This window comes from Natrinema saccharevitans (assembly GCF_001953745.1).
GTDB lineage: Archaea > Halobacteriota > Halobacteria > Halobacteriales > Natrialbaceae > Natrinema > Natrinema saccharevitans.
On sequence record NZ_LWLN01000002.1, the window covers coordinates 274,537 to 293,166 of the forward strand.

13 protein-coding genes and 3 pseudogenes are annotated in these 18,630 nt (G+C 57.7%); 5 read left to right on the forward strand and 11 right to left on the reverse strand.

Going from position 1 to position 18,630, the window contains the following annotated elements; genetic code table 11:
- Positions 1 to 112: 112 nt before the first annotated feature.
- On the reverse strand, positions 113 to 916 hold the full coding sequence (locus tag A6E15_RS18840) for an N-acyl homoserine lactonase family protein (protein ID WP_076148666.1): 804 nt from the start codon (positions 914 to 916) through the stop codon (positions 113 to 115).
- Between the two features lie 146 nt (positions 917 to 1,062).
- On the opposite strand from A6E15_RS18840, the gene A6E15_RS18845 reads away from it, so the two are divergent.
- On the forward strand, positions 1,063 to 2,745 hold the full coding sequence (locus A6E15_RS18845; RefSeq protein ID WP_076148667.1) for an acyl-CoA synthetase: 1,683 nt from the start codon (positions 1,063 to 1,065) through the stop codon (positions 2,743 to 2,745).
- An 18-nt stretch (positions 2,746 to 2,763) separates the two neighbouring features.
- On the opposite strand, the gene A6E15_RS18850 is transcribed toward A6E15_RS18845, so the two are convergent.
- The 3 genes and pseudogenes from A6E15_RS18850 to A6E15_RS18860 all read right to left on the reverse strand — a co-directional run bounded on the left by A6E15_RS18850 (position 2,764) and on the right by A6E15_RS18860 (position 5,692).
- Positions 2,764 to 3,903, reverse strand: a complete 1,140-nt coding sequence (locus A6E15_RS18850; RefSeq protein ID WP_076148668.1) for a tyrosine-type recombinase/integrase — start codon at positions 3,901 to 3,903, stop codon at positions 2,764 to 2,766.
- A gap of 410 nt (positions 3,904 to 4,313) precedes the next feature.
- A pseudogene (locus A6E15_RS21960) lies at positions 4,314 to 5,264 on the reverse strand (hypothetical protein).
- Positions 5,265 to 5,266: 2 nt separating this feature from the next.
- Entirely contained in the window at positions 5,267 to 5,692 is a 426-nt protein-coding gene (locus A6E15_RS18860) for a Tfx family DNA-binding protein (RefSeq protein WP_076148669.1), read from the reverse strand.
- Positions 5,693 to 5,751: 59 nt separating this feature from the next.
- On the opposite strand from A6E15_RS18860, the gene A6E15_RS18865 reads away from it, so the two are divergent.
- Genes A6E15_RS18865 through A6E15_RS18875 form a run of 3 tightly spaced genes read left to right on the forward strand, consistent with a single transcriptional unit; the run spans position 5,752 to position 8,590 of the window.
- On the forward strand, positions 5,752 to 6,687 hold the full coding sequence (locus A6E15_RS18865; RefSeq protein ID WP_076148670.1) for an extracellular solute-binding protein: 936 nt from the start codon (positions 5,752 to 5,754) through the stop codon (positions 6,685 to 6,687).
- Positions 6,684 to 7,511, forward strand: coding sequence for an ABC transporter permease (locus tag A6E15_RS18870; RefSeq protein ID WP_245800634.1), 828 nt, complete (start codon positions 6,684 to 6,686; stop codon positions 7,509 to 7,511). Before A6E15_RS18865 ends, A6E15_RS18870 begins: the two co-directional genes overlap by 4 nt.
- Positions 7,508 to 8,590, forward strand: a complete 1,083-nt coding sequence (locus A6E15_RS18875; RefSeq protein ID WP_076148671.1) for an ABC transporter ATP-binding protein — start codon at positions 7,508 to 7,510, stop codon at positions 8,588 to 8,590. The genes A6E15_RS18870 and A6E15_RS18875 overlap by 4 nt, the downstream gene beginning before the upstream one ends.
- A 391-nt stretch (positions 8,591 to 8,981) precedes the next feature.
- Here A6E15_RS18875 and A6E15_RS20615 read toward each other — a convergent pair whose 3' ends face one another.
- Complete coding sequence (locus A6E15_RS20615) at positions 8,982 to 9,125, reverse strand: rubrerythrin-like domain-containing protein (protein ID WP_139326652.1); 144 nt, start codon at positions 9,123 to 9,125, stop codon at positions 8,982 to 8,984.
- A gap of 69 nt (positions 9,126 to 9,194) precedes the next feature.
- Positions 9,195 to 9,440: a DUF2061 domain-containing protein gene (locus A6E15_RS21770; protein ID WP_076148776.1), complete on the reverse strand. Its 246-nt coding sequence runs from the start codon at positions 9,438 to 9,440 to the stop codon at positions 9,195 to 9,197.
- Between the two features lie 304 nt (positions 9,441 to 9,744).
- Here A6E15_RS21770 and ppc point away from each other — a divergent pair.
- Positions 9,745 to 12,435 (forward strand): annotated as a pseudogene (ppc, locus tag A6E15_RS18885) (phosphoenolpyruvate carboxylase).
- A gap of 79 nt (positions 12,436 to 12,514) precedes the next feature.
- Here the strand turns inward: ppc and A6E15_RS18890 are convergent.
- The 5 genes and pseudogenes from A6E15_RS18890 to rdfA form a co-directional block, all read right to left on the reverse strand.
- Positions 12,515 to 13,324 (reverse strand): hypothetical protein, encoded by an 810-nt coding sequence (locus tag A6E15_RS18890; RefSeq protein WP_076148672.1) that lies wholly within the window; start codon positions 13,322 to 13,324, stop codon positions 12,515 to 12,517.
- Positions 13,325 to 13,529: 205 nt separating this feature from the next.
- Positions 13,530 to 14,609, reverse strand: coding sequence for a hypothetical protein (locus A6E15_RS18895; RefSeq protein ID WP_076148673.1), 1,080 nt, complete (start codon positions 14,607 to 14,609; stop codon positions 13,530 to 13,532).
- 130 nt (positions 14,610 to 14,739) lie between these two features.
- Positions 14,740 to 15,883 (reverse strand): annotated as a pseudogene (gene cofG / locus A6E15_RS18900) (7,8-didemethyl-8-hydroxy-5-deazariboflavin synthase subunit CofG).
- 76 nt (positions 15,884 to 15,959) lie between these two features.
- On the reverse strand, positions 15,960 to 17,762 hold the full coding sequence (locus A6E15_RS18905) for an archaea-specific SMC-related protein (RefSeq protein ID WP_076148674.1): 1,803 nt from the start codon (positions 17,760 to 17,762) through the stop codon (positions 15,960 to 15,962).
- A 2-nt stretch (positions 17,763 to 17,764) separates the two neighbouring features.
- A complete protein-coding gene (gene rdfA / locus A6E15_RS18910) occupies positions 17,765 to 18,406 on the reverse strand; it encodes a rod-determining factor RdfA (RefSeq protein WP_076148675.1) in 642 nt (213 codons plus the stop codon).
- Between the last annotated feature and the right edge of the window lie 224 nt (positions 18,407 to 18,630).

An 18,630-nucleotide genomic window follows, 5' to 3' on the forward strand; every position in this document is an offset into this window, starting at 1 on the left:
CGGACCAGTATCGGGACCTCCCTCTTCCCGCGGAGACGCTCGAAAAAGACTTCCCTCGAGTCCGAACGCCCCGCCTCAGTCCCCCAGCGGCAGGGAACCGAATCCGACTCTTTCAGGGCAGGCCGTCGCGCAGCGCCTCGACGTCGTCGGGGTCGTGGCCGCAGTACACGTCGGCGTCGGTCCGGCGCTCGATTTCTTGCACGCGGTGGAGACTCTCTTCCCAGTGGCGCTTGCTCCAGAGCAGTTCCCCGCCCATCGGGTGTTCCTCGACGTAGTTGGCCCGCGTGTACGCCTGATCGCTGGTGAACACGACGGTCCCGTATCCGTCGATGTCGATACGCGTGCCCATCACACCCGGCGTATGTCCCGGTAGGTGGAGAAACTCGATGTCCTCGAAGTGGGTCTCGATGTCGCCGTGGACGATCCGCCAGTTGAGGTCGTGATCGAAGTCGTCGGGCACGTACGCGCTCGAGCCCTGCTCGGTCTTGGCGGAGTAGTAGGCGTATTTGATCTCTTGTTCGTGGACGAACACCGGGACGTCGGTGCCGGCAAAGCGATGGAGGCTCCCCGCGTGATCGAGGTGGAGATGTGTCTGGAACACGGCGTCGATATCGTCGACGCTGTACCCGACGTCCTCGAGCGCGTCGGGGAGCGGATGCTCGTCGGCGTCGTGGTGTTCGAAGGCGGCGTACAGTTCCGCTGGCCAGTAGCCGTCCCCGCACTCGGGGTGGGATCCGGTGTCCCAGAGGATGGTCGCCTCGGGGTGGTCGATAACCAGGTTATACACCGGCCCCTCGATCATCTCTACGTCCGGATTCGGGTCGACGGCCGATCCCATCGTCTCGTTTTCGATGAGGAAGTTCCGGTCGGTTCGGATCGATCCCCTATCGACGAGACTGATGGTAGCATCTACCATGATGTATCCTAACTCCTGTTTCGCTGTTAAACCTTTCTCCGATTTTTCACCTTACCTTTTTGTTACCGTCCATCTATGTGTCACTCGTTACCTTGCCGAGCGAGTAGATCACCGGAGGAAACGATGCCACGATATCACAGACACCCATGACACGAGGACGACGCCTGGACGCGTACCACTTCTACGAGGACGACTGGGACAGCTACGAGCAGTTACGGGAGGCGTTCGAGTGGGACGTTCCCGATCGGTTCAACATGGCGACGTACCTGTGCGACCGGTGGGCCGACGACAAGAGCCGCGTCGCGCTGTTCGCCGAAGATGCGTCGGGCACCGAGGAGACGTACACGTTCTGGCAGCTGCGAAACGTGACGAATCGGCTGGCGAACTACCTGCGGGCACAGGGCGTCGAGGAGGGCGATCGGGTTGGCGTGAACGCGCCACAACGTCCAGAGACGGTGTTCGCCCATCTCGCCGCCTGGAAACTCGGGGCGATGTCGGTCCCCCTCTCGACGCTCTTTGGCCCCGACGCCATCGAGTACCGACTCCACGATTGCGACGCCGTCGCGGCCGTCGTCGACGAGTCCAATATCGAGAACGTCCGGGAGGCCCGCGAGTCGCTGCCGAACCTCGAGACCACGCTGACCGTCGGCGACGTAACGCCGGACGGAGCGGCCGGTGAGGCGGCTTTCTGGGACGCCATCGAGGACCACTCACGGGAGTTCGACACCGTCGAGACGGATGCCGAGGACGACGCTATCCTCATCTATACGTCCGGAACGACCGGTGATCCGAAAGGCGTGCGCCACGCCCAGCGGCTGATACTCGGCCACCTGCCGCTTTTCGTCACCACGTTCGGGAACATGGACCTCCAGGAGGGCGACGTGTTCTGGACGCCCGCCGAGTGGGCCTGGATCGCCTCCCTGTTCGACGTGGTGATGCCCGCGCTCTACTACGGGAAACCGGTCGTCGCCTACAACGGCGGGCAGTTCGACCCCGCGGCGGCGTTCCGGCTCATCGAACGGTACGGCGTCTCGAACTTCTTCGCCCCGCCGACCGCTCTGCGCATGATGATGCAAGTCGATGACACCGATCGGTTCGACGTGGGAACGCTCAGAACCATCGCCAGCGGTGGCGAGTCGCTGGGCCAGTCCATCGTCGACTGGGCACAGGAAACCTTCGGGGACACCGCCGTCCACGAGGGCTACGGGCAGACCGAGGCGAACATGCTCGTCGGCGACTGCACCGCTCTGACGGAGTTCCGCGAGGGCTATATCGGCCGCGCCGGCCCCGGTCACGAGGTGGCCATCGTCGATCCCGAGACGGCCGAACCGACCGTCGAGACGGGCGAGACCGGCGAAATCGCCGTTCGATACGAGGACAACCCCGTCTGTTTCGTGGAGTACTGGAACAAACCGGGGAAGACGTCGGGCAAAGTGCGAAACGGCTGGCTGCTCACCGAGGACCTCGGGCGGATGGACGAGGACGGCTACGTGGCGTTCGTGGGACGGAAAGACGACGTGATCATCTCCGCGGGCTACCGCATCGGCCCGGAGGAAGTCGAGGACAGCGTCGCCGGCCACGAGTCCGTCGCCGACGCCGCGGTGATCGGCGTTCCCGACGCCGAGCGCGGAGAGGTGCCGAAGGCGTTCGTGGTGCTGACCGCCGACGCCGAACCGAGCGACGACCTCCGCGAGTCGATCCGCCAGCACGTCCGCGACCGCCTCGCGAAGTACGAGTACCCGCGCGAAATCGAAGTCGTCGACGAACTTCCCAAAACCGCCACCGGCAAAGTCCGGCGAGCCTCGTTGCGAAATCGCGAGGAACGCTGACCGACGCGGGCGAGGACGTCACGAGTCGTGTTCCGAAAACGCGTGGCCGGCGTCTTCGGCCATCTCTTTCGCCTCGATATGCGAGTACGACTGCCGAACCACTTCCTCGCTGTTATCCAGCAGTCGAGCAGCGGCGGTAAAGCCCCGCTGGCGGACCATGACCTCGCCGGCTCCGCGTCGGCCACCGTGGGGTGCGAGATACCCGTGTTTATCCTCGAGTCGAATTTCGGCGTCCTCACACAGCCGTCGCATGATCCGTCGAGCGCCGTCCGTATTGATCGAGGGTGGCGTCAGTTCGTGCTCGCGAAGTACGTCGACAACGGCTACCTGTCCGGTTAGCTCGTCGACGAACTCCTCGATCTTGGCGTCCGACCAGCCGCCTTCGTCCCGTAACCCGGTCCGAAGCGTCTCGTAGAGCGTCGGGAGATGAAACGTGGGGAAGACTGGCCAGTCTCCACCAGCGGGATCGAGTAACCTTTTGTATCGCGATATAGGATTTATAGATTGTTCCGTCAGTGACCGATCCGACCAGTCCTGCTTTTTCGCGAGGACGGTCATCGTCCGATCCTCGATCGAGACGTCGTCCCACCTGAGGCCGTTTCGACGGTCGTCTTTCGGATCCGCGAAGATCTCGCCGCCGCGGACCCCAGAGTAACAGAGGACGTAGACGAGCGCCCGATCGCGGAACTCCCGGATCGCCTCGAGTCCCCTCTCGTCGGCCGCGTTGTGCGCGCGTTCGTCGACGTAACGCGTGATTCGAGATCGGTGCGTCTCGGTCCAGGCCTGCTGATCGCCCGACCGCCGACCGTCGGTTTCCGGGAGCGGTTCCGTGGCGACGTTGCGCTGGGCGTAGTTCGCCTCGAGGAGCCCCTCGCGGACGCACCAGCCGATATAGGCACTGACCTGCGCGTAATACGTCCGAATCGTCCCCGACGCGAGGTCTCGACTCGTGAGCTCGCGCGCGTATCGCCGAAACGTACGCTCGGTGAGGTCGTCGAAGGTTCCGGTCGAGTCGGGATCGGCCTCGAGCCACTCGAGGAAGTCCTCGACACAGCGCTCGAGGTTCCGTCGGTAGTTCCCGCTGTCTTCGCCGCCCTTCGATTTCGATCGGAGGAACTCCTCGAGCGGGTCGGTAACCGACGCTGAGCTGGAATTCACGCTCGATCACCCTCGAGAACCGGATTCCTGCTGGGTTGCATCGTTCGTGATTCGTCGAGGGGACGAACTCTCATAAAACTACACTTGATTATTCGACTAATCAAGTGTGTTGTGACAGATGGTCGATTCGGGCGAAATCGGCGAATAGACGCCACTGATACGGCAACTAGCAATTGCATAAATTACATGATGCTATATAAAATTGCCCTGCGTGGAAGATGAGACTGCAGCGGGTTTAGCGGGTCCGTGATGCGTGAATTTGACCGGTTCGGTCAACGGAAACTCCCTCAGATGGCTCTCCAAGCGGCTATTCTTATCATACCACCAATCATATGGGCGAATTTTCGAGACGTCCAGCAGTGTAGCCACTCAGACGGCGCGTCAACCCGAACAGAGTACAGAGCACCTCACTATCCGCTTCCCGTCTCCTTCTTCAGCAGCGTCAGCGTATCGTCGGCTGTCACGATTGGCGAACGCTCGTACTCACCAGTCGATTCGACCTGTACGAACAGGTTCACCGCTCGCCGGATAGAGTCAGCAGACAGGCGAACGTAAAGTAGAAGAAACGGAGTCCGAAGCCTTTGGACATCGTCGCAGCCATGAACCGCTTGATCGACCTGTACCCACTTTCGATTCCCCACCTGTAGCCACACTCAGTGAGGTGCCTACTCCCCCAATTCGACATGAACACCGAATACTACCGGTGGTCGTCGTGTTCGGAGTTCTCTTTGCGTCGGTAGATGAGCGTCGTCTCGTGCCACTCATTCTTTCCGAGGTGGAGCTTCCGGTCGATTTCGCATCTGTCTTGACCCCGTTGGAGCAACCGCTTTGCCTGGGCTTTTTCGCTGGTCTGCATCTGCTTTGGCACGACGTACGACAGTCCATTGATGAGATCGTCCGTGCAACTGTCTCGGTTGTGCTGCGAAGTTCGGCACTGAACCGTTCGTGCCAACTGCGCCACAGCGTCAATTGGTCTGGAACGGTCACCTGATCCAGTTCCTCGCAGAGTGCTGGGCGACACCTGAAATACTCGAAGAGTGCTGTTTCGTGGCGCCACCCGTGACATTCTTTCAGCACGAACACTTGAAAGAGCGTGTCCATCTGGTGGTGTGCCGAGCCCTCATAGGGTCATGGACGGTGAACCGGAAGTATGCCAAGGGAAGTGAACAAATGAACTGTGCGACCGATTTGTGGCTATCGTGGCCGAACCACGTCTCTGAGACCGTCCGGACATTGGACTCTAGTCCGGCAACTGGCGTTCGAGCGTACAGCGGTATCGAATCATACACAAGTCACTCAACGTACTGATGTTTGGCGACCCGTCGAAAGACAGTTCGCTGAGACCCGCGATTCCGAACCACTCTCAGAGGTCCTCTGAAAAGACTCTCACCCCGCCCTCGTTGGTAATCCCGATATCAACCGGCGCCATCAGTTCGTTCTGTTTCGCACACTCTTCGAGCACCTCGTAGAGATGTGTATAGAGATCCGGGCGACAGTACGCGATCTTGATGCCAGCCTCGTCTCCGTGTGAGTACACACTGGCGATCAGGTCGTCAAAACTCGTTCCTGGAGAAACAGAAAACTGAACCGGCGACCGAATCGTCCGGACGAGTTCTAATGTTCGGCGAGCTTTCTCAACGTTCTGTTCAGCCGCCCGTTCGATAGCGCTCACGTTCGAGCCTGTCGTGTCGAACTCTTCGGCTACTTCTTGTTGTGTGAATCCTCGCTCTCGGAGTTCGAGCACCTCTATTTGCCGGTCAGTCAGGCTCGTCGAGTCTGCAGAGACCATATCGGTCAAACAGTAGTGTTTGAGATAAACTTTTTCCCCAACCTCTTCTCTATCAGCACGTGACGAATACGCGATCTGTTATCACCCGGAGGCAATTCCTCACTACAGTCGGTGCGGCGACCATCTTCGGGATTGCTGGCTGTAGCGGCAGCAACAGTACGGGTAAAATAGAGTTATTATCAGCGGGAAGTCTATCGATAATTCTCGGGAACAAGGTAGGAGAGTCGTTTGAACAGGAGACGGGGATAACGTTTCACGGGGAATTCCACGGCTCGAATGCTGTCATGCGGTTCATCACGTCAGGGCAGAAATCGCCAGACGTGGTCGTAAGTGCTGATGCCGGCCTGCTCCGTGACGAACTCCAACCCGACTACACGACGTGGGATGTCGTCTTCGCCTCGAACTCCGTGGGTATAACGTACAACCCCGACACGCAGGTCGGACGGAGGATCGAAAACGGGACACCGTGGTACAGGGCGTTACGTGAGGCGGATTCGGAGATAGCGATGAGCGACCCCGATCTCGATCCGCTCGGGTATCGAACGGTCCAAATGTTCAAGCTTGCCGAGGAGTACTATGACGTCGATGGTCTAGCACAGGACCTCATCAACCGACTCGAAATCGATCCACTGGAAGCACATCTGCTGGCAGGAATTGAGACGGGAGACCGGGCCGCTGCTGTCTGTTATAAGAATATGGCAGTCGACCACCGTCTCTCCTTTGTTTCGCTACCCGACGAACTCAATTTCTCGAACCCAGAGTACGCAGATCATTACGCCCAAGCGACGTATACGACTGACGAGGGTACGACTATCGAAGGGACGCCGGTACTGTACAACGCGACCGTCCTCACCAGCGCTGACCATCCCGGGAACGGACGACGGTTCCTCAGCTCCCTCCTGCAGAACCGGGATATTCTCAGCGAGAACGGCCTCGTAGTCGATGATAGATTCCCCAGAACGGATGGAGATGTTCCGGAGGGAGTCCTTCCATGACTCGGATGCACGAAACCAAAAGTAACCGAACAGGATTCAACTCAGTCTTCGGTGGTGACTACACTTTCTTTGGTCTTCTCGGGGCAATTCTGGCCGTCTATCTACTCTACCCGTTTGTGACCTTTTTTGCGGGCGCTCAGGGGAACGGAATCTCTGTTGCTGACTTCACACGTCCAGAGGTCATTTCGGCAGCTAAATATTCGCTCACGACAGCCCCTATTTCGACGGCTGTAGCCACAGCCTTCGGCGTACCTCTGGCCTACTTTCTCTCACGATCGGAGTTCAGGGGCAAACTTCTCGTTGACTCTCTGGTCATACTTCCACTCGTGCTTCCGCCAGTCGTTGGCGGTGTGCTACTCCTCACGGGCTTCGGTAGCTTCACACCTGTCGGACAGGTTGCCAACTCGCTGGGACTGACGCTCACCGATTCGTACATTGGTATCATCTCTGCACAGACCTTCGTGGCATCACCATTCGTCGTCATCACGTCACGTGCAGGTTTCGACTCCGTCGAGGAGTACGAGAGAGCGTCGAGAAGCTTGGGAAAGGGACCTGTTGAAACGTTTTTCCGGGTTTCGCTGCCGCTCACCAGCGGACACATACTCGCGGGAGTCGCCCTCACATTCGCACGTTCGATCGGCGAGTTTGGTGCAACGATGATGACAGCGTACAACCCCCATACAATGCCGACGCAGATATGGGTGACCTTCATATCGAGAGGGGTCTACGCCACTCTCCCGATTGTCGCAGTGCTGGTGACTTTCGGATTGGCCGTCGTCGTCGGAATCCGATATTCCGGAAAGAGCATAGGTGTGAAAGAATGATCCGTCTCGATGGGGTCACAAAGACATACGGCGGCTTTGGGCTTGATGTTGACGTCGAACTCGGAAACGAGATTACTGCGGTCATTGGACCTAGCGGGAGCGGGAAGTCGACACTCCTCGAGATCGTCTCCGGCTTCGAGACTCCCGACTCGGGTTCCGTTTTTCTCAATGATCGACCGCTCGATGGTGTTTCCCCCGAGCAGAGAAATATCGGGATGGTCTTTCAGCGACCGACGCTCTTTCCCCACCTCCCCGTGCGTGAGAACATCGAGTACGGGACTGCGATCAGCGACGACGAGATACGCGACCTGTGTGAGCTGCTGGAGATCGATGGATTACTCGACGCTGACAGATCGCCAGAGACGCTCTCGGGGGGCGAAAAACGTCGCGTCTCGGTGGCCAGAGCGATCGTTACAGATCCCGACGCATTACTCCTTGACGAGCCCACGACGGGACTTGACGAACCCATCCGCCGGCGTCTCAAGTACGAACTCCGGTGCGTACTCGCCGACCTCGACATTCCCTGCATCTATGTCACACACGACCAAAACGAGGCGTCAGTCGTCGCCGACTCGGTCGCCGTGATGCGGGATGGCACTGTACTCCAGCAAGGTAGTTATGAGGAGATACTTGAATCGCCACGGAACGAGTTCGTCGCCGACTTCGTGGGCATCGAGAATCTCATACGCGGTGAGATACGTGAGACCGACTCCGGCCGAACAGTTGTGGATACCGGTGTCGCGTGGGTTGAGCCGGAACCCACTGTTCTCGATGACGGTAACGTATCGAAATCCGATGTCTGCGTCGGCATTCTCCCCGAATCCGTAACGGTTACAGAGAACACGAGAGTCGACGGTGGTCGCCGTACTCAGACCCGACCACATCGATTTGATGGCATGCCTATCAACAGTATCGACTGTACCGTAGAGCGGGTCATATCCGAGAGAGGATCGCAGACGGTCTTCCTCGACTGTGGCCTCTCAGAGACGTTCAAAGCAGTCGTCAACTCCGGTGTCACTGTCAACGAAGGGGATGACGTTGCCGTCGAATTCGACGGTTCGGACGTTGTAGTCGTATGAACTGTTGCGAGGTCGATACGAGTGACGCATACGAATTCACAGAAGTAGAGATCAGTGAGTTGCGTTTTTATCTCGATGTTAACCGAGTTGCTCTGCTCGACGAGGCTGTTGAGCGAGTGTTCCGAGAGACGCCCCGAACTCCATAGGCAGTGAATTTGGATCGGTGACTATATTAATGCTCGTGCATTGGGAAATCCAGTCTCGACTCTTGGCCCTGCGTTTGCTCCTTGTGGCGCTTTTCCATCGTGGCGAGCTCTTCGCGTTCGCGTACGATCTCAATTCGATCGTGCACCTGCTTGAGTGCCGTTCGCGTTTCGTGGGGTCCCTCGAGTTTGGAGTTCTCCTCCTGTCGCTGTTCGATGTCGACGTTCGCTTCCTTGAGGTCCCCAAGCTATTCGAGGGAATTTGCCCGGTTCTGCATTACCCGATTACACTTTGGACAATTACCAGGGTGAGACGTTGAACGTGTGATTTCACCGCACTGCAAACATTCATACGTCGATTCGGTTTCCGAATCGCCTTGGCTGTCAAACATCACTACGCTCTGCGATACAGACGGATATAATATTTATTGTGACATGGTATATGATTTCCTAATATGGAACTAGATGTACCGAGTAGTAGGATTCAGATGGCGATCCCCCCACGTAATGCGATCCCACGTCCGTTCGTAGAGGTAGTACGTTCCAGTCTTCACGAGGTTAGCGACGAGTCCGATATTTACTGCAGCATCCACGTCACCAACGAACAACCACGCAATAGTTACCGTAATTAGGAGCAGGACCAGCCGATAACAGATTATTTTGACGATCGCCCGCTTTTGAGCCTGAATTGCAGACTGTGGCGTAATAGGTCGTCTCGTGGTAATCCTTCGAGGAGGAATAGTATAAATAACCGATATAGGTAATAATTTGCCGAGAAACAATCTGTATTGATTTCATTAGAACGATATCTTCGGCATGTCGTACTGGTAGCTGATAGAGTTTTGTCAGATCGTATAATCGAAGCACTGTCTCTCTTCGTCGTTTGGCACACTGTATCTCGTCCACTTAGCGCAACCGCCACTTACGGACAGACGGACCACTTCATATTCCCAGTCACCCTCGACAGTCGCTCTCCTAGTCTTTTTTGACGACAGCGACAGAGGTCGGATTATGCGCCTCCATAACAGGGGCGTCCGTCAGGACGTCCGCGAGCTCGGCGCATTGCTCGGTGACATCCTCGAGGACCAGACCTCTCGCAAAGCGTTCGAAGCGGTCGAATCGTCTCGCCGGTCCTCGATCGAGTACCGGTCCGGTGACCGAGAGTCCCGGAAGCCGCTGATCACGGAACTCGAAGACCTGTCGTCTCATCACCAGCGGATCGTCGCTCGCGGGGTTACGACCTATTTCGAACTAATCAACCTCGCAGAAGAACGCGAGCGGGTTCGGACGATCCGAACCGAATCTCACGAAGGTATCCTCGACGATAGTCTCGAGACCGTGGCCGAAGAACTCGGCGAGGCTGATATCAAAACTGTCAGACAGATCCTCAACGACGTGCTGATCGAACCGACGTTCACCGCCCACCCGACCGAAGCCCGTCGCAAGACGGTCAAGTCCAAACTTCGCGAGATTGCAACGTGTCTCGAGACGCTGGACGAACAGTTGCTAACCGAGAAAGACGAGGGACAGGTCTGGCGCGATATCGACGCCGAGGTGACACGTCTCTGGCAGACACCGCAGGTCCGCAATCGCCAGCCCGAGCCCGAAGACGAGGCGCGCAACGTCCAGTGGTACCTCGAGAACACGCTGTTCGATGTCGTCGTCGAGGTTTACGACGAGTTCGACGACGCGATCAATACGGAAGTCTCCGGTCCCCTCGACATTCCGAAGCTCTTCGAGTTTCGTTCTTGGGCGGGGAGCGACCGCGACGGCAACCCCTACGTCACCCCAGAGGTGACCGCGAACACGCTCGAGCGCCAACGATCGGTCGTCCTCGAGCGCTACCGGGACCAACTCAAGCGCCTCTCCGGTGTCCTGAGCCAGGACGGCAGCCGGATTGACGCCGGCTCGGTGTTTCAGGCCTCCCTCGGTCGCGACCGTGAACGGCTTGCCGGATAGCGCACGTATGGCCGCGGAGCGCTACCCCAGCGAACCGTATCGCCAGAACTCCAACTCATGCGCGAGCGGCTCCGCCGCGTCGGCGATGTCCGATCTGGTGGCTACGACGCCGTCGACGATCTCCTCGAGGATCTGTCAGTCGTCGCGCGGAGTCTGCGCAACAATGGGGCCGAGAGCGTCGTCGACGCCCACGTCGATCCCATCCGCCGGCAGGTCGCGACGTTCGGCTTCTCGCTGGCCAGTCTCGATCTTCGAGACCACCAGCAGAAACACACCGCCGCCATCGCCGAGGCTCTCGAGGCCGAAGGGATCGACTACCACGACCTGTCGGAGAACGAGCGCGTCGAGTTCCTGACCGACGCCGTCCTGCAGGACGAACCCGTGATCGATCTCGAGGCGACCGTAGACCTCTCGGAAGACTCGGCGCGGGTCCTCGAGTTGTTCGACAACTTCGCGGCGTGGCAGACCGAGTACGGCGTCGAGGCGATCGACACCTACTGTATCTCGATGACCGAGGAGCCGAGCTACGTCCTCGAGGTGCTCTTTTTGGCGGACCAGGCCGGCGTCGTCTCCCTGCCCGAGCATTCGGGGATCGACATCGTCCCGCTCTTGGAGACGGAGTACGCCCTCTCGGGCGCACGTCGGATCATGGGCACGCTGTTCGAGAACGAGGTCTACGCCCAAGCCCTCGAAGCGCGGGGCCGGACCCAGGAGATCATGCTGGGGTACTCGGATTCGAACAAGGAGAACGGTTTCCTCGCGGCCAACTGGTTGCTGTACAAGAACCAGCGCCGGCTGGGCGAGATCTGCGACGATCACGACGTGACGATGCGGCTGTTTCACGGCCGCGGCGGCTCGATTTCGCGGGGCGGCGGCCCGATGAACGAGGCGCTGCTGGCGCTGCCGAACAGCACGGTGACGGGCCAGGTCAAGTTCACCGAGCAGGGCGAGGCCATCGCCGAGAAGTACGCCACCCCCCGCATCGCCGAGCGAAACATCGAGCAGATGCTCAACGCCCAACTGCGAGCGCGCAAGCAGGCGATCGACCAGCCCGAAGAGGAGGTCCGCGAGGAGTGGGTCGAGGCCATGGAGACGATGGCCGACGCCGCCCGCCGGGAGTACCGGGACTTCCTCGAGAGCGACGGGTTCGTCCGCTACTTCGAGCAGGCGACGCCGATCACCGTCATCGAGGATCTTGATCTGGGCTCGCGGCCGGCCTCCCGCAGCGGCGAGCGCACGGTCGAGGACCTGCGGGCGATTCCGTGGGTGTTCTCGTGGACCCAGTCGCGATGTATCCTGCCGGGCTGGTACGCTCTTGCGACGGGAATCGACACGTATCTGCACGACTGCGGGTCGATCGAGACGCTCCAGACCATGTACGAGCAGTGGCCGTTCTTCCGAACGACCCTCGACAATGCCGCGCTCTCGTTGTCGCGGACCGACCTCGAAATCGCCGAGTGCTACGCGGAGATGGCCGAACCGGCCCTTCGCGATAGGTTTTTCTCACGGCTGGGCGCCGAGTACCAGCGGGCGACCGAACTGACTACCGAGATCGGCCAGCGCGAACGCCTCCACACTCGCGACTGGCTCAGTGAGAATTTAGAATTCCGAAATCCGTACGTCGACCCACTGAATATACTACAGGTGTATCTACTCGACCAGACTGATCGGATGAACATCGAGGAACGGACGTTACGGCTGACGGTCAAAGGAATCGCTGCCGGGATGAAAAATACGGGATAAACTATCTGGCGACCGCGATTGTCTGTGGATGACCGACCGGAAAACGAGCCCCGTTCAGCGAAACAATTCACTGTCTTTGTTATTCACCTTCGACGAGGTACAGCCTCCGATTTATAATGAGGTTAGCGATCGTATTACTATCCATAATTTCAGTTCTGCCCTCGTCCGGATCCGTCCCCTCGGGATACCGCTTTACTTCGAAGGAATCGAGTGCGTTCCGGTTTTCGGTGACCGGTTCGATAACCTCGATCAGTTCATCATCCACTCCGTTGTGGAGCGTGTCTCCGACTTCGAAACCGACGACTGGAACGTCATCGGGCCAGTCCCACTGGAAGTTCCGAACGTACTGATCGAACTGCCAGACCAACTGTTCGATACCACTCTCCTCAGTGACGGTGTTTTCGGTCGACTGTTCGAGATGGCGGTCCCAATAGTCGATAGTACACTCCTTCAAATCAGCTTGGAGGTTATCTTCAACGAGTTTCTCTTCGATCGGATAGCCGATCTCGATCGCGATGATCGCATGCTGGTCGAGGTGATTGAGACATCGCTGGCACTCCATTTCGAAGATAGAGATATCTACCGAGGTTTCTAGAGTGAGATGAGCGAGCTCCTTGCCACAGTTCGGACACCAGAGGAAAAGAACGTCGTTGTCTGCCCGGTACATTTCACTGAGGACCGTGAGCTCGTCGAAAGCTTTGTCTTCGGGCAACTGCTGATCTGCGTTCGATGTGCTCTCTTCGGTTTCGACGTCTTGCCCAGCAAACTTGGCTAGTTCCCGGTCTTTCAACAGCGCTTTGATCACCGAATCGTGTGAGGAATGAGACTCTTCCTCGAGAATCTCTTCGATCTGTTCTTTCGTCCAATCTCGAACCCTGATCGTTGCCATTGTGTGTGAACTCTTCCCCTATCCAAATAACGTTTCCTATATATTCGACTATCTATTTAGCAAAATAAATGCTGGAGGCGATACGGTCCTCTCAGCAGAGATATAGACGAGACGATTCACTAGCTCACTTACACGCCTCTACTCGCATGGAATGCAACACGACCGACTGTCGGGCCCGCGGCAACGTCCGTCGGGCACTACGGGTTTACTGCGGGGTGTCCTGATCGGTCAGAGCGATTCGTCGCCGTACTTCCTCCGGAGATACGGTGATCTGTTCGGCACCGAGACGCTGTGTGACGAGGTCTATCAGCGCAGTTTCTTTCAGGAGTCGTCGGGCGAGGTCCTGATTGACGCCCAATTTAGTTTTGACCTCGTGGACTGTGATCGACTCGTTGACGATCGTTGTGAGTTCACTGACGGTCAAGCCCTTGGGAATACCGTGTCCGTCGGCGATGAGCGAGTCATCGCTACCTTCGCTGTTCGTCTCGGCGAGGAGATCGGCTACGGACGTATCGTCTATCTCGGATGGGGTCGAATCGTCGATTCCGCCTTCGGGAGCGGTATCACGGCTGCTTTCGCTGGTGCCGTTCCCGTTGGTACTGGTCGGAGCGTCCGAGTTATCGGTTTTAATAGCTGCCTCTGGAGCGTCGTCTTCAACTGACTCCGCTGACCGATCTTCGTCGAACGATGCGGTAGTCTCAGAGGTAGCCGCGTTCGGCTTATCAGACCCGCTTGTCTCTCTGGCTTCTTCTCTCGATGGATCTGGCTCACTCCGATTGGGGTTCGTATGGTTTCGCATCTGTTTGGTATCGCTGGGGTCGTGGATGTCGTATTCGACCATGTATCGTCGGACCGTCTCCGAAGTGACATCGACACCCAGCGCCTCGGTCATCTCGGGGAAGGTATCGTACCGTTCGTAAACGTTCCGTAACGCATCCGGGTCTTTGTATGCTGGAACAGTGTTCGAACGAGTCCCGTCCGAAGGCGAGCCGACGCTGGTCGGTGAAGCACTATGGGCTTTCTGAGACCCCTCGACCGATAGCGTTATCAAGAGGTCGATGTTCGCGTATCGGTCCTCGAGGTCGATGTTGTCCCCTTGGACCGAGATCCCATCGTGAAACTCGATATCGGCGAGGACAGGCACCCCGACAGTCAGGTTCGCGGTTATTTCATCACGTTCGTGGATCACCTGTTCACCGATTTCGACGTTCTTGACCTCGGCATCGGTCGTTTCTAGGTACTCGAGTACCGCAGTTAGTTCCCCAAATGCGTCACTAACTCCCATGTGGTATGGTTCTACATGGCACTATTATTGGGTTCACGTGCCGGATATTATTACCGGAGAATCTGCGAACTCGCGGTACAGAGAGGGGTGATCGATAAGAAGCAGTGTGCCGAAGTCGAGGAGAGGTGGTTCACCTCTGTGAATCAATCGACGAGGTCAGTCTGGCGAGGTGGTCGTTCGATCGAATGGTCTTTCGGACTCGTTTCGCCACCCACGATCGGTCAAGACGCTGTGGCCCGTGAATCTCTCGCTCTTGGTCGACATAGCGTTCGTAGACCGAGAGCCGTTCAGTTACACACTTCCCCGCGTCATCTGCTAGCTTCTCGAGTCGCCGCAGTTCTGGCCACGAGAAATTCGGGTTGATACGGTCTTGCGTGATCGGAGACACGCCGCCGAAATCACCGATGCCGCAGTCGAGGAGGTCATCGACCGAGAAGAGGTTCGGTGGTACTTGGAGTTCGATCGCATCCGGCAACCCGTATCTCGCCATCGCTGTCACACGGCGCATGGTATCGATCGATGGGGACTCGAACTCGGATCGCTCGTTTGGGACCACGTTCTGTACGATCACTTCCTGAATGTGACCGTACCGCTCGTGGAGCGCTTTGATCGCGAGAATACTCTCTGCACGATCGCGCCACGTCTCACCGAGTCCGACGAGAATACCCGTCGTGAACGGGACGGCGAACTCACCGGCAACCTGAATAGTTCGGAGACGCTGTTCCGGGGTCTTCTGTCGCTTCCCCGCGTGAGCGTCGACAGTAGCGGTCGTCTCTAACATAACGCCCATGCTCGCATTGACCGATGCGAGATACTCCATCTCATCGTAGGTGAGATCACCGGGATTGCTGTGGGGGAGGATGCCTTCCTCCAACGCGACTTCGCAAGCCCGGTGGAGAAACTCGTGGACGGATCCGTATCCCCATTCGTCGAGTTGGTGGTGGATCTCGGTTACCGATCGTCCGGTTTATCCCGAACGTAAACAGAGCTTCCGTGCAGCCGGCTTGGACGCCCTGACGAAGCACCGTTCGGATCTCATCCATAGACATTAGCGAGGCTTCGCCCGGTGGATCGAAAAATGAGCAGTACGTACAGGTGTACCGGCATGCCGTCGTCAGAGGCAAAAATACGTTTCTCGCGACGGACAACGTCTCCGGCGCGGTGACGTCGTCCGCGGAAACAGAGAGCAGTTCCTCGATCTCGTTTGCTCGGATCCGGATTTCATCTTCGCCGAACTGCAGCCTCGACCCCGCGGAATCGTTCGCAGTGTCCATCATCCCTCGTGTCACTGCGTCCGGACAAAACAGTTGTGACGGAACGAACCGCAATGGTGGGAGACGAAACGGTCACTCAGTCAGTGATGGCCTGCCTGTTTGTCGCGACCGCCCAATTGCTGGGGTCTATCTCACGGCCCTCGAAAGCCGTGTACTCCGGATATGCGGTGAACACGAGGTACTCCGTTCGTTCGTGAAGGTACTCGACTAGAGTATGCAGGTTGTCGTCCGCTAGCCCGCCGAGACCGTCGACGAGCAGAAGCGGCACCGCCTCGTCGACGTCGAACGATTCGTAGCCTGCGAGCGCTGCGACGAAGCCGATAAGTTCGAGTTCGCCCTCACTGAGGGCATCGAGACTGGCTTCTCGGCCGTCACGAGCGACGACCAGATCGAAGTCGGCGGTGAGACGGGCGGTTTCGAACCCCGTTCCAAACCGGGAAAGAATTTCATCCATCGCTTCGTCGAACGCCTCTCGAGCGCGGTGTTTGATCCTGTCTTTGCGATTCCGGAGTTCTTCGATCTCGGACCGAATTTCTTCGCTCTCGGCCTCGAGCGTCTCGACTTGTTCGGCCCGAGTTTCGAGTTGGGATAGCTCGTCTCTGACGTCGTTCAGTTCTGCTTCACGATACTTTATTTTGCTTTCAACGTCGGAGATCGCTTCGACGGTCTCGTCGACGGCGTCTGAGAGCTCTTCGACCTCTTCTTGGGCGTCTCGGTACCGTTCCTCCGCTTCGTCGAGACTCTGACGCCGATCGGCGAGCGTGTCCTCCAGTTCCGTTATCTCACTTTCCAGATCACGCTTTCGACGCTCCGCCTGATCGATCTCTTCGCGGCGGGCTTCGAGTTCCTGTACTCTATCGTGATACTGCTCTTTCTGTGCCCGCAGATCCGTGATTTTGTCACCAAGCTGGTCGAGCCGTTCCTCCATCTCCTCACGCTGGGCCTCGTTCCCGCAGGTCCAACAAACCACGTTGTCTTCCGTTAATTCGCGCTCGACCTCCGTCAAGAGATCGAGTCGATTTTCCTTTAGAACCATCTCGTTCGCGGAGTACACTGACTGCAGTACCTCGGAGTCCCGTTCGATTTGTTGCAGTTTGTCTCGGGCAGTTGCAAGTTTCCCCTCGATATCATCGTCCTCTGGAATTTCGAGCGACTCGAGCTCCGATCTGCGCTGCTGGAGACGGTCTTCGGTCCGTTCGATGGTCCGTTCCAGTCTATCGATCTGGTTTTCGGCCTGATTCAGTTCCGTCTGGACGTCACTTAACCGTTGCTGTGGTGACGCGTCCTCGTCTTCGTTAGTTCCCTCCTCAGAGTCGCTGGCGGTGATTTCGTCGCGCTTTTCGCGTAACTCCTCGATCTCTTTCTCGAGTTGGGTGACTTGTTCCTGTACGCCGGGTAGGCGTTTTTTCGCCTCTCTCGCCTGTGAGAGCTCCGACTGTATCTGTTCGCGTTCGCGTTTCAGATCGGCAATTTGTTCGTCGATATTCTGAAAATCGAGCGGGCGCATGAGAACCTCCTCCAAGTTCTCTCCCTGGCGAACGGCACTGCGGACCTCGTTCCGCTCGTCGAGACAGGCGAACAGCTCCGTTCGAATGACGTCGTACTCGTTTTCGAGGTACGGGGTACCGCTCCGCCGGACGGTTCCGTTCTCGCGGGCGAGAGTGACCGTGATATCACGGTCGGGTGTCTGGAGCTTCACCCGGCCGCTATCCTTGTTTTCGGTCAGTTCCGTCGACGTTCCGAGTGCAGTCTTGATGGCCTCGATGAAGCTCGATTTTCCCTGCCAGTTCGAGCCTCTAACAGCGTTCAACCCCGGTTCGATGGTCGTCTTTCCGTCGAGTATTCCAGCGATGTTTTCGATTTCGATATTCCAAGTCATGATCAGTGAGAGGTGGCGTGCGTTTTGTCGTGCTTTTCGCAGACGTAGCCCTGCTCAACCGCTACTTCGAACGGGATACGAGTCGGACAGGATTCGCAACTGAGTTGGATTTGAACCGCAATGGATGACGATTCGACGCCTTCGATCTGCCCTTTCGACTCCAGAGACGATAGTGCACGTTCGGCTTTCTCCCTCGTGACCTCACGAGCTACTTCGATGCTCTCGCGCTCCCACTCCGTCTCGGCAGTCTGTGGCGATTTGTCCCCGCCGAGACACTCCTGTAGGTGGTTTCTCATCGTCCCGTACGATACCATGTCCTCGAGAACCTGATCGCCGTCGATTCCGTCTGCCGAGAGGCTCTCGATCATTTCCTCACGGACTAGTTCGCCGTCACTGCGTAGCGCCTCGTAATCGCTATCGACGCGAGCCCCCAGCGAATCGCGACCGTGCTCATCGTACACCTGTTTGAGGAGGCGTTTGTTGAACCACTCCGTGAGCGATCGGTACCCCATCGGTGCCCGGTCATCTAGCCCTTTCCACCGGGCGAGGAGTCCCTCATCGATCGATTCGTACCTCGGATCGGCGGATTCCAAACCGTACCGTTCGACGGCAGCATCCACTTTGCAACCGGGATCAGTTGGCATTACATATTCTTACTCGACCACCAGTGATAAATCTTGACGAAGCGTGTACGTGCCGTACCTCCTCTGCGCTTACCTGTTTGACTGGTGAGGACTTAGTTAACATACTAAGTCTGTTAATGGCTGCTGACGGAGGGTGCGCGGTTAGATAGTTAACAAGATTAGTCCGTTAATTATAGTTGGTAAAACGTCTTTTATCGGCAGCGAAGAAGTACACCGCTGGCAGA

Bases quoted from the DNA above. Each gene is read 5' to 3' on its own strand.
- A6E15_RS18840 (WP_076148666.1), bottom strand. From the start codon at position 916: ATGGTAGATGCTACCATCAGTCTCGTCGATAGGGGATCGATCCGAACC.
- A6E15_RS18845 (WP_076148667.1), top strand. From the start codon at position 1,063: ATGACACGAGGACGACGCCTGGACGCGTACCACTTCTACGAGGACGAC.
- A6E15_RS18860 (WP_076148669.1), bottom strand. From the start codon at position 5,692: ATGGTCTCTGCAGACTCGACGAGCCTGACTGACCGGCAAATAGAGGTG.
- A6E15_RS18870 (WP_245800634.1), top strand. From the start codon at position 6,684: ATGACTCGGATGCACGAAACCAAAAGTAACCGAACAGGATTCAACTCA.
- A6E15_RS18875 (WP_076148671.1), top strand. From the start codon at position 7,508: ATGATCCGTCTCGATGGGGTCACAAAGACATACGGCGGCTTTGGGCTT.
- A6E15_RS20615 (WP_139326652.1), bottom strand. From the start codon at position 9,125: ATGTTTGACAGCCAAGGCGATTCGGAAACCGAATCGACGTATGAATGT.
- A6E15_RS18890 (WP_076148672.1), bottom strand. From the start codon at position 13,324: ATGGCAACGATCAGGGTTCGAGATTGGACGAAAGAACAGATCGAAGAG.
- A6E15_RS18895 (WP_076148673.1), bottom strand. From the start codon at position 14,609: ATGGGAGTTAGTGACGCATTTGGGGAACTAACTGCGGTACTCGAGTAC.
- A6E15_RS18905 (WP_076148674.1), bottom strand. From the start codon at position 17,762: ATGACTTGGAATATCGAAATCGAAAACATCGCTGGAATACTCGACGGA.
- rdfA (WP_076148675.1), bottom strand. From the start codon at position 18,406: ATGCCAACTGATCCCGGTTGCAAAGTGGATGCTGCCGTCGAACGGTAC.